Source organism: Allobosea sp. CS1GBMeth4 (assembly GCF_900185715.1).
In the GTDB taxonomy this organism is placed as follows: domain Bacteria; phylum Pseudomonadota; class Alphaproteobacteria; order Rhizobiales; family Beijerinckiaceae; genus Allobosea.
In genome coordinates, this window is sequence record NZ_FYAS01000040.1 from 22427 (window position 1) to 33027 (window position 10601).

The following is a 10601-nucleotide window of genomic DNA, read 5'->3' on the forward strand; positions in this document are numbered from 1 at the left end:
CTTCGGCGTCGGGCTTGGTGTCCACGCGGTCTTCGGGCCGCTTGTCGTGATCTGTGATCACAGTTAAGTTGGCAGACATGGTTGCCCGAGTCCAGCCCTCCGATGCGCCGCGAGCGCCGCCTGCCGCCTCCGCCCCGGCGAAGGTCGGGGAGGTGTCGGCGCTCGACGAAGTCGGCTCGCTGCTGCACGAGACGCTGGGCGAGCGCGTCACCGGCGAGCTCAGGGCGCTGCTGATCGCCGGGCGGCTGGCGCCGGGCGAGAAGCTCTCGCTGCGCCGCGTCGCCGAGGCGCTCGGCGTCTCGATGATGCCGGTGCGAGAGGCGGTCAGCCGGCTTGCCGCGGACAAGGCGCTCGAGGTTCTGCCCGGGCGGGCGGTGCGGGTGCCGGTGCTGACATTGGCGCAGTTCCGCGAGCTCACCCGGATCAGGCTGGTGGTCGAAGGCTTTGCCGCCGAGGAGGCGGCGAAGGCGATCACCGACGCGCAGATCGCTACGGTCGCACGGCACGAGGCGGCGTTCCTGGCGGCAGCCAAGGCCGAGCCGCCGGACCCCGCGGCGGCAGTCGCCGCCAATCGCGACCTGCATTTCGCGCTGTACGAGGCGGCCGGCATGCCTTCTCTGGTCGAGATGATCTCGCGTCTCTGGCTCAAGGCCGGGCCGATCCTCAATCTCGACATGCGGCACGAACCGCGCCGGCTCGACGGCGGCAGTGCGGTCGTCGCGCATGCACAGTTGCTGGAAGCGCTGCGGCGGCGCGACCCGGCGGCGGCGCGGCGGGCGCTGGTCGAGGACATCGGCGCCGCGGCGGAGCATATCGAACGGACGGCGCGGCTGGCGGAGTAGGCGTTGAAACGGCATCCGTCGTTGCGAGGAGCGTAAGCGACGAAGCAATCAAGGGCGGCAGTGCTCTACCGCCCCCTGGATGGCTTCGCGGAGCCTGTCCTCGGCCTTGCCGAAGGCAAGCCCCGGCGGCTCGCAATGACGGCGTAGCGCAACAAGGGAGGAACGAGAATCATGGATCTGACGATCAAGGGCCTGCGCGTGCTGGTGACGGCGGGCGCCAGCGGCATCGGCCGCGCGACGGCGCGCGCTTTCGCGGCGGAGGGGGCCAAGGTCCATATCTGCGACGTCGACGACAAGGCGCTCGCCGCGATGGCCGAAAGCGATCCTGCGATCACGCGCTCGGTCTGCGACGTCTCCGACCGCAAGGCGGTGGCGCGGCTGTTCGAGGAGGCGCTCGCCGCGCTCGGCGGGCTCGACTGCCTGGTCAACAATGCCGGCATCGCCGGGCCGACCGGCCGGGTCGACGAGATCGCGCCGGAGGACTGGGATTCCTGCGTCGCCGTCGATCTGACCGGCCAGTTCAACTGCACGCGGCTCGCCGTGGAGCACCTGAAGCAGTCGAAGAACGCCTCGATCGTCAATCTGTCGAGCCAGGCCGGCAAGCATGGCTTCCCGCTGCGCTCGCCCTATGCGGCGGCGAAATGGGGCGTGATCGGCTTCACCAAGGCGCTCTCGGCCGAGCTCGGCGAATTCGGCATCCGCGCCAATGCGATCTGCCCCGGCCTGGTCGACGGGCCGCGGATCCAGAGCGTGATCGCCAACAAGGCGCGCTCGATGAACGTCTCGCATGAGGAGATGACGGCGAGGCTCTTCGCCGGCGTCTCGATCAAGCAGTTCGTCGATCCGAACGACATCGCCAGGCAGATCGTCTTCCTGGCCTCGCCCTTCGCCAAGACCATCTCCGGCCAGGAGATCTCGATCTGCGGCGATACGCGGATGTTGAGCTGAGGGAAAGTGGCGTCATTCTCGGGCGGCGCAAAGCGCAGACCCGAGAATCTCGTGACGAGAAGGCGCCGAGAGGGGCCTCTGCCGGCCTGAGATGCTCGGGTCAAACCCGAGCATGGCGCGCTGGCGGGCGTCCGCGCCGCCTCCACCCTCGACCTTCCCCGCTTAATCGCCTAGAGCATGCCGCCGGAACAGGAGCCGCGGCTTGTCGAAGGGCGTCCATCACGAATTTCAGGCCGGGGCCGGCCATGACGAGCACGAAGGATCGAGCGATCGCTCCTTCGGCCTCGTCTTCGCGGCCGTCTTCGCGCTGATCGGCCTCTACAATGCCTGGCACGCGGGCAGGGCCTGGCCCTGGCTCGGGCTGATCTCCGCCGGCTTCCTCGCGCTCGCGCTGGTCAGGCCGGCCGTGCTGGCGCCGCTGAACAAGCTCTGGATGAAGGTCGGCCTGCTGCTGGCGGCGATCGTCAATCCGATCATGCTCGGCATCCTGTTCTTCCTCGTCTTCACGCCGATGGCCTTCGTCGCCCGGCTCGTCGGCAAGGACTTCCTCAGGCTGAAGAGGCAGCCGGAGGCGAAGAGCTACTGGATCGTGCGCGATCCGCCGGGGCCGGAGCCGGTCTCGATGAAGGACCAGTTCTGACGGGATTGCTGCGATGTCGTTCCTGCGCGAGTTCTTCCGCTTCATGGCGGCGCGAAAGAAGTTCTGGCTGGTGCCGATCCTCTTGATGTGCGTGCTGCTCGGCGGCCTGCTGTTCCTGACCAAGGGCAGTGCGATCGCGCCCTTCATCTACACGCTGTTCTGAAGCGCACGGCCGCGATGCGCATTCTCGGGATATCGGGGCTCTATCATGACAGCGCGGCCGCGCTGGTCGTCGACGGGCGCATCGAGGCGGCGGCGCAGGAGGAGCGCTTCACCCGCCGGAAGCACGACGCCGATTTCCCGAGGCGCGCGGTCGAATACTGCCTCTCGGTCGCCGGCTGCGGGCTCGACGAGCTCGATGCGGTCGTCTTTTACGACAAGCCCTTCATCAAGTTCGAGCGCCTGCTCGAGACCTATCTCTCCTTCGCGCCGCGCGGCTTCCAGTCGTTCAAGATGGCGATGCCGCTCTGGCTGCGGGACAAGCTGTTCCAGAAGCAGATCATCGCCAGGGAGCTGAGGAAGTTCTCAGCCGGCTTCGATGTGGGGAAGCTGCTCTTCACCGAGCATCACCTGTCGCATGCCGCGTCCGCCTTCTACCCCTCGCCGTTCGAGGAGGCGGCGGTGCTGACCATGGACGGCGTCGGCGAGTGGGCGACGATGACGCTCGCCATCGGCAAGGGCAGCGACCTCAAGGTCCACAAGGAGCTGCATTTCCCGCATTCGCTCGGGCTGCTCTACTCCGCGGTGACCTATTATATCGGCTTCAAGGTCAATTCCGGGGAATACAAGGTCATGGGCCTTGCGCCCTACGGGACCCCGCGCTTCGCCAGGCTGATGCTGGAGAAGCTGGTCGACCTGAAGGAGGACGGCTCCTTCCAGCTCGACCAGAGCTATTTCAACTATGGCGTCGGCCTGACCATGACCAATGACAGGTTCGCCGCTTTGTTCGGCGAGCCGGTCCGCAAGCCCGAGCAGTTGCTGACCCAGTTCCACATGGACATGGCCGCCTCGGTCCAGGCGGTGACCGAGGAGATCGTGCTGCGCCTCGCCCGCGCCGTCCGGGCCGAGACCGGCATGACGAATCTCTGCCTCGCCGGCGGCGTCGCGCTGAACTGCGTCGCCAATGGCAAATTGCTGCGCGAGGGCCTGTTCGAGGGCTTGTGGATCCAACCGGCCGCCGGCGATGCCGGCGGCGCGCTCGGGGCGGCGCTGGCGGGCTACCATCTCTTCCACGGCAAGCCGCGCGCGGTGCCGGCCAAAGGCGATGCCATGGCCGGCAGCTATCTCGGGCCGGAGTTCAGCCAGGCCGAGATCGAGGCCGAGCTGGTGGCCGCCGGCGCGAAATTCACCGTGATGGATGACGAGATCCTGATCGACGCCACCGCCCAGGGCCTCGCCGACGGCAAGGCCGTCGGCTGGATGCAGGGGCGGATGGAGTTCGGGCCGCGCGCCCTAGGCGGCCGCTCGATCCTCGGGGATCCGCGCTCGCCGGCGATGCAGAGGACGCTCAACCTCAAGGTCAAATACCGCGAGAGCTTCCGGCCTTTCGCGCCCTCCGTGCTGCGCGAGGACGTCGCCGACTGGTTCGAGCTCGACGGCGATTCGCCCTATATGCTGCTGGTCGCCGATGTGCGCGAGGAGCTGCGGCGCGAGATGACGCCGGAGGAGAAGGCGCTGTTCGGCATCGACAAGCTGAACGTGCCGCGCTCGACGATTCCCGCCGTCACCCATGTCGACTACTCGGCCCGCATCCAGACCGTGCATGCCGAGACGAATCCGCGCTATCACCGGCTGATCTCGCGCTTCAAGGCGCTGACCGGCTGTCCGGTCGTGGTCAACACCTCCTTCAACGTCCGGGGCGAGCCGATCGTCTGCACGGCGGGCGACGCCTTCCGCTGCTTCATGGGCTCGGAGATCGAGCTGCTCGTCGTCGGCAACTGCCTGCTGCGCAAGGAGGAGCAGGACCCGGCGCTGAAGCTGAACTACCAGGACGCGTTCGAGCTGGATTGAGCGATGCTCCCCGCGGCTCAGGCGGGAAGAGCCGAGCGCCGGACGCCGCATCGCCGATAGGCCGGGCGGGGATGGCGCTTCGAACGATCCCCGCTGCATTGCGAGCCCGCATAATCGGCCGGCATGGCGCATCCCCGCGCCGCTCCGATCCTGCGAGGTTCCATGAGCGAAACGCCGCGTCTTGGCCTGCCCCTGCTCGCCGCCGGGCAGGCGCAGAAACACGTCACCCACAATGATGCGCTGATGCGGCTCGACGCGCTGGTGCATCTCGTCGTCATGAGCCGGACGCAGAGCGTGCCGCCGGCCTCGCCCGGCGAGACCTCGGCCTATATCGTGCCGGCCGGGGGCACCGGCGTCTTCTCGGGCCATCAGGACGACCTCGCCATCTTCGAGGATGGCGCCTGGAGCTTCCTCGATCCGCGCCCCGGCTGGCAGGCCTGGGTGAGCGACGAGGCCGAGCATCATGTCTGGACCGGCACGCAATGGCGCCGCGCGCAGCCGCAGAGCAGCCTCGGCGCCGAACTCTGGGGCGTGAACGCCGCGGCCGACACGGTGACGCGTTTCGCGGCCTCGAGCGAGGCCGCCCTGTTCAGCCATGCCGGCGCGGATCATCGGCTCAAGCTCAACAAGGCCGGCGCGGCGGACACGGCGAGCCTGCTGTTCCAGGACGGGTTCTCCAGCCGGGCCGAAATCGGGCTGTCCGGCGACGACCAGCTGCGGGTCAAGGTCAGCGCCGACGGCGAGAGCTGGACCGAGGCGCTGGTCGTCGACCGGACGAGCGGGGTCGTGACCTTGCCGGCCAGCGCCTGGGCTCGCGAGGCGCCGCGGCCGAATCTCCTGATCAACGGCGACTGGCAGGTCAACCAGCGCGGCTTCGCCGGAGGGGCGCTGGCGGCAGGAGCCTACGGCTTCGATCGCTGGAAGGCGCATGCCGGTGGTGCCACGCTCAGCCGAAACGGCTTCGACCTGACGCTGACCGCCGGCGGCATCGTGCAGGTGGTCGAGCCGGCGCTGTGGGGTGTCGCCTCCTTCGCGCAGATGCCGCTCTGCCTCTCGGTCGAGGATCTCGCCGGCGGCAATCTCGAGGTGGCGCTCGGCAGCGCGACAGGCACGATCACTGCCGGCAGTGGCCGGCGCTTCGTCACGCTGACGCCGGCCGCCGGCGACAGCGGAACTCTCGCAGTGCGGATCGCGCCGACCGCGGGAGCCGTCACGTTCCGCGCGATCAAGCTGGAAACCGGGACGACGCCGAGCCCCTGGCTCGCCCGCAGCCAGACGCAGGAGCGACAGCTCTGCGAGCGATATTACTGGCGGCCGGGGAGTTCGATGTTCCTCGACTGCTATCAGGCAACGACTGGCTACTTCCAGCAGGCCTTGCCATTCCCCACGGCGATGCGAGTGGTCCCGGCCGTCGCCTTCACTGTGCAGCAGGAAAGCAACATCTACAACGGTGAGCGATGGATATCGGCTTCTACAACAGGCATGGCCGTGGGTTCGATTCGGGCTGCGAGCACTGGCCGCGCTTATGCCCAGTTCGACAACATCGTATTCAACGCAGAAATCTAGGGTCTGTTGGCGTTCGTCGAGGCAATAGGATTCGGCTGGCGCCGTCAACGGGTTTGCCGCTTGATCGCATGCCAGAGCGACTGGCCCGTTGACGAAACAGTCTGCATCGATTTTAAGCGCCCGCTCGGCACCTTTCATTGACATGCGCCTGAAGGGTTGGAAATGCGCCGGATCAAGGAGACAAAATCGGTGGCCGCAAGAACTCTGCGAGTTTTCTTCTTTGGCGATTCGATCTGCTTTGGCCAGGGCGTGTCCCCTCATCGCGTATGGGTTGGGCGCCTCTCCGCTGCACTGGAGCAACAATTTGCTAGCAGTGTCGATTTGCAATTCCAAAACCCTTCGATCAACGGCAATACCACACGGCAGGCACTCGAACGGATCGCCTACGACCTTCAATCGCATTCCCCGCATATCGTACTCGTGCAATTCGGCATGAATGACTGCAATGTCTGGGAAACGGATCGCGGGCACCCGCGTGTTTCACCGGACGCGTTCCGCGCTAATCTCAGCGAGATCATCGATCGGGCCCGGATTTTTGGCGCGAAACAGGTGATCTTGGGCACAAACCACCCGACCACCCGAACGGAGAAGCTTCTTCCCAGCGTCGACTACACTTACGAAGCGGCCAACCGCAGTTACAACGCAATCACACGCGAAGTGGCCGCGGCGAAGTCTGCTACGCTCGCCGACGCGGAACATGCTTGCGATGCCGCGGTCAATGCAGGCGAAGTGACCTATGAAAGCCTTGTCCTCGACGATCAGCTTCATCTAAGTGTCACCGGTCACGACATCTATTTTCGGTCGCGGCTGCCGGTTCTCGTCTCGGCCCTCGCTTCCGTTGCGGCGACGCTCTAGCAGCTACGACCTCGCACTCAAGGGCGGGCGGTCGCACAACCGCCGCCGATATTTGGAGCCTACACATGAAGTCTGAAACCGACCAGTTCTGGAACCATCGCGCCAAGACCGAGCAGGAGATAGCTAAGGTCAACATTGCTGACACGGTTCAGCGCGATCACGAGCTTCAGTTCATCCTCAAGAACCTTCATCCGTCCATGCGGATGATCGAGATCGGTTGTGGCAACGGCTATGTTTCGCAGCAACTGCGCGAAAAGGTCGCCTCGCTCGATTCGTTCGATTATGCGGAGAACATGGTCGAACGGGCTCGAAAGGCTTATGGCGAAACCAATAACCGCTTCTTTCACGATTCGGTTCTGGCGCCGAAGAATGCGGGCAAGGACTATGATACCGGCCTGTGCGTGCGGGTCCTGATCAATCTGCGTGATCTCGAAGAGCAGAAGCTGGCCGTGCGCAATATGGCAAACATGCTGCGGCCGGGCGGCCGCCTGATACTCATCGAAGGTTTCAAGGATGGTTTTGAGACGCTGAGCGCGGCGCGGCGCGCGATCGGCATGCCGGAGCTGGCGCCAGCCAAGATCAATTTTTATTCCTATGTGCGCGAGTTGATGCCGGAGATGCTGGAGCATTTCGTGATCGAGCAGACTTGGCACACAGGGCTATTCGATTTCCTGACGCGCGTCGTTTATCCGCAGCTTGCGGGCGCCGACAACGCCCATGAGCCGGGCGCGTTCCATCAGCAGATCGAGCCGATCGTGCGGGCCAACACACTTCCTGATCTCGCAATTTATGCGAGGCTGCACGGTTTCGCGCTGGTCCGCAAATAAGCACGCTCGAGGCGTTTGCGATGAGCCAAGCTGGTTCAACTCAATCCGGTGTGTCGGAATACCGACACACCGCCGGCGGCGCGAAGCCCGCGCCGGCCAAGCAGCCAAGGCGCGTACTCATCGCCTATTCGATGTCGTCTACTTACACCTCGACGACATTGGACTACCTCCTGGCGCTCAAGCAATTCTCAGACTTCCAAGTCGAATACGTCCACGTCACGCATGATGCCCGGATGAATTTCGACATCAATGAATTTGACGTCGTCATCAACAATTACTGTGCGCGTCTCCCGTTCGAAGGCTATATTAGCAAAAGTTATGAGGAGAGCCTTTACCGCTTTCGTGGCCTCAAGATCGTAGCGGTGCAGGACGACTATGATCGTACCGCAAACCTGCACCGGGCGATCAGGCGGCTCGGCTTCCACGTCCTTCTGACCTGCATACAGCGCGAGTTCTGGCCGCTTGCCTATCCGAGTTCGGAACTCCCGGGCCTGAAGATCATCCAAGGTCTGACCGGCTATATGCCCGAGCGTCTAGTCGATTGCCATCCGCCGATCACGCCTCTCGCCGAGCGCAAGACCATGCTGGCTTATCGCGGCCGCCAGATCGGCGCTAAATATGGCAGGCTCGGCTTCGACAAGGAAGAGATCGGGCGGCGCATGATTGAGATCTGCAACGCCCGCAGCATCCCGCACAATATCGCCATGGATGACGATAGCCGAATCTATGGCGATGCGTGGTTCGAATTTCTCGGCAGTAGCCGCGCTATGCTCGGCTCGGAGAGTGCCTGCAATGCCTTCGATTTTGACGGCGAACTGGAGCGCCAGATTGCCGAATACACGGCCCAAAATGGCAGGGCGCCGCGCTACCACGACATGATCGACGTGCTTGAACCGATGGAGCGCTATTTCAATGTCGGGCAGATCTCGCCGCGCGTCTTCGAATGCGCTCTGATGCGCACTCCGATGGTTCTATTTCGCGGCGAATATTCGGGCGCGATTGAACCCGACCAGCACTACATCCCGCTTGAGCGGGATTTCTCCAATGTCGACAGCGTGCTTGCCCAGCTTGAGGATCTCGCCCTGCTGCAGAGGGTTTCCGATAATGCCTATGACAGGCTCGTCGCCTCCGGCAGGTTTGGATATCGCTCATTGGCCGAGCAACTGACGCAGACGATCGAGGAACAGTATCCGCTCAGGGTCGATCCGGCCTGGGTCGAATTCCGGGCGACGACAGGCCGACCTTGGCGACCACTTCCGACCGTCACGCTGCCGGAGACTGAAGAAGATTGCCGGCAGATGACGTTGGTCGAAGTCCCGACCACCTCGCCGCTCTCGCCCACGGACTACCTCGCGCGCGAGGAAGCGCTCGTGAACGAGTATCGCAAGATGGCCGAGCGGCTGGCCGAAGCCGAGGCGAAACGACTGGCGGAACTTGAAGCCGCGCGAATCCGGGCCGATCGCGAGACCTTGACCGAGGCCGATCGTCTTGGCCTGATCGAGGCGGAGCGCCTCATAGGGAGCTCCGCCGAAGTCGCAGCAAAACGAGGTTCGCTCGCATGGCGTGTGCTCCGCCTCGCATGGCGGACGCTGCCGCCGACAATACGGAAGCAGATTTCGCTTCGCATCAGGAACGCGATCTCCTAAGCCTGCCCGATCAAGCGAGCCGTCAACGTATGCCCGAAATTTTCACGGTCCTCGGCGCCAGGCCGCAGTTCATCAAGGCGGCGCCGGTGAGCCGGGCGCTGGCTCGGGTCGGCCTGTCCGAGTCCATCGTCCATACCGGCCAGCATTTCGATGCGCTGATGTCGGATATCTTCTTCGACGAGCTCGACATCCCCAAGCCGGCCTACAATCTCGAGGTCAACAGCCTCGGCCACGGCGCCATGACCGGCCGGATGCTGGAGAAGCTCGAGGAGGCGATGCTGGCCGAGAAGCCGGACCTCGTTCTGATCTATGGCGATACCAATTCGACCATCGCCGGTGCGCTCGCGGCCGCCAAGCTCAATATCCCGGTGGCGCATGTCGAGGCCGGCCTGCGCTCCTTCAACCGGCGCATGCCCGAGGAGATCAACCGCGTCGTCGCCGACCATGTCAGCGCGCTGCTGTTCTGCCCGACGCGGGCCGCCGTCGCCAACCTCGGCGCTGAGGGCATCGTCAAGGGCGTTCACGCCGTCGGCGACGTCATGTACGACACCACCCTGGCCGCAGTGAAGCGCGCCGAGGGCCGCTCGACTATCATCGAGACGCTCGGCCTGACACCGGGAGGCTATGCCGTCGCGACCATTCACCGCGCCGAGAACACCGACGATCCCGAGCGCTTCGACCGGGTCGTCGCCTGGCTCGAGGCCGCTGCGCGAGAGACCCCGGTGGTCATGCCGGTCCACCCGCGCACCCGCAAGCTCCTCGCCAGTCGCGGGCTGAATCCGGCTGGCCTGACCTTGATCGATCCGGTCGGCTATCTCGACATGGCCCGCCTGCTCAGCCGGGCGACCGCGGTCTTCACCGATTCGGGAGGCCTGCAGAAGGAAGCCTATTTCCACCGCGTGCCCTGCGTGACCCTGCGCGACGAGACCGAATGGGTCGAGACCGTTGAGGCGGGCTGGAACCGGCTGTGGACGAGCAAGGATTATGCGCCGCGCCGGGATATCACCGACTATGGCAGCGGCGATGCGGCGACCTCGATCGCAAGGCATATTGCCGACCTTCTGGCCGATTGAGCCCTCGATCTGACCAGGCTCGCCTGATCAGTGCTCGCAGGGCCAGTCGTCGAACGGCCACTATCGGTGACGTTGCCCCCAGTTTCTATCCAGCGCGGAGTTCGCTCGGGCGGTAGGTTGTGGCCTGTTGGCCGGGGTGGATGACGGGATCTGGCGCGGAGCCGTTGGTATAGCGCAGCGGCAGATCTCGTCGT

10 protein-coding genes are annotated in these 10601 nt (G+C 64.8%); all 10 read left to right on the forward strand.

Features of this window, described 5'->3' with window-relative positions; genetic code table 11:
• The first annotated feature begins 152 nt into the window (after window positions 1-152).
• Window positions 153-842: a GntR family transcriptional regulator gene (locus CS1GBM4_RS20670; protein WP_244607326.1), complete on the forward strand. Its 690-nt coding sequence runs from the start codon at window positions 153-155 to the stop codon at window positions 840-842.
• A gap of 171 nt (window positions 843-1013) precedes the next feature.
• The gene (locus CS1GBM4_RS20675; protein ID WP_186420645.1) at window positions 1014-1790 is read left to right on the forward strand and encodes an SDR family oxidoreductase; all 777 of its coding nucleotides are present in this window, start codon (window positions 1014-1016) and stop codon (window positions 1788-1790) included.
• Window positions 1791-1992: 202 nt separating this feature from the next.
• Window positions 1993-2430 carry an SxtJ family membrane protein gene (locus CS1GBM4_RS20680; RefSeq protein ID WP_186420646.1) on the forward strand — a complete coding sequence of 146 codons (438 nt, stop codon included), beginning with the start codon at window positions 1993-1995 and terminating at the stop codon, window positions 2428-2430.
• Between the two features lie 13 nt (window positions 2431-2443).
• Window positions 2444-2593, forward strand: a complete 150-nt coding sequence (locus tag CS1GBM4_RS20685; RefSeq protein ID WP_164470445.1) for a DUF5989 family protein — start codon at window positions 2444-2446, stop codon at window positions 2591-2593.
• 14 nt (window positions 2594-2607) lie between these two features.
• The gene (locus CS1GBM4_RS20690) at window positions 2608-4440 is read left to right on the forward strand and encodes a carbamoyltransferase (RefSeq protein WP_186420647.1); all 1833 of its coding nucleotides are present in this window, start codon (window positions 2608-2610) and stop codon (window positions 4438-4440) included.
• Between the two features lie 162 nt (window positions 4441-4602).
• The gene (locus CS1GBM4_RS20695; protein WP_186420648.1) at window positions 4603-6006 is read left to right on the forward strand and encodes a DUF2793 domain-containing protein; all 1404 of its coding nucleotides are present in this window, start codon (window positions 4603-4605) and stop codon (window positions 6004-6006) included.
• 162 nt (window positions 6007-6168) lie between these two features.
• Complete coding sequence (locus CS1GBM4_RS20700; RefSeq protein ID WP_186420649.1) at window positions 6169-6861, forward strand: SGNH/GDSL hydrolase family protein; 693 nt, start codon at window positions 6169-6171, stop codon at window positions 6859-6861.
• A gap of 65 nt (window positions 6862-6926) precedes the next feature.
• Window positions 6927-7688, forward strand: coding sequence for a class I SAM-dependent methyltransferase (locus CS1GBM4_RS20705; protein ID WP_186420650.1), 762 nt, complete (start codon window positions 6927-6929; stop codon window positions 7686-7688).
• A gap of 20 nt (window positions 7689-7708) precedes the next feature.
• On the forward strand, window positions 7709-9334 hold the full coding sequence (locus CS1GBM4_RS20710) for a hypothetical protein (RefSeq protein ID WP_186420651.1): 1626 nt from the start codon (window positions 7709-7711) through the stop codon (window positions 9332-9334).
• Window positions 9335-9363: 29 nt separating this feature from the next.
• Window positions 9364-10407 carry a UDP-N-acetylglucosamine 2-epimerase (non-hydrolyzing) gene (gene wecB, locus CS1GBM4_RS20715; RefSeq protein ID WP_186420652.1) on the forward strand — a complete coding sequence of 348 codons (1044 nt, stop codon included), beginning with the start codon at window positions 9364-9366 and terminating at the stop codon, window positions 10405-10407.
• Window positions 10408-10601: the final 194 nt, after the last annotated feature.

Bases quoted from the DNA above. Each gene is read 5' to 3' on its own strand.
- CS1GBM4_RS20675 (WP_186420645.1), top strand. From the start codon at position 1,014: ATGGATCTGACGATCAAGGGCCTGCGCGTGCTGGTGACGGCGGGCGCC.
- CS1GBM4_RS20685 (WP_164470445.1), top strand. From the start codon at position 2,444: ATGTCGTTCCTGCGCGAGTTCTTCCGCTTCATGGCGGCGCGAAAGAAG.
- CS1GBM4_RS20690 (WP_186420647.1), top strand. From the start codon at position 2,608: ATGCGCATTCTCGGGATATCGGGGCTCTATCATGACAGCGCGGCCGCG.
- CS1GBM4_RS20695 (WP_186420648.1), top strand. From the start codon at position 4,603: ATGAGCGAAACGCCGCGTCTTGGCCTGCCCCTGCTCGCCGCCGGGCAG.
- CS1GBM4_RS20700 (WP_186420649.1), top strand. From the start codon at position 6,169: ATGCGCCGGATCAAGGAGACAAAATCGGTGGCCGCAAGAACTCTGCGA.
- CS1GBM4_RS20705 (WP_186420650.1), top strand. From the start codon at position 6,927: ATGAAGTCTGAAACCGACCAGTTCTGGAACCATCGCGCCAAGACCGAG.
- CS1GBM4_RS20710 (WP_186420651.1), top strand. From the start codon at position 7,709: ATGAGCCAAGCTGGTTCAACTCAATCCGGTGTGTCGGAATACCGACAC.
- wecB (WP_186420652.1), top strand. From the start codon at position 9,364: ATGCCCGAAATTTTCACGGTCCTCGGCGCCAGGCCGCAGTTCATCAAG.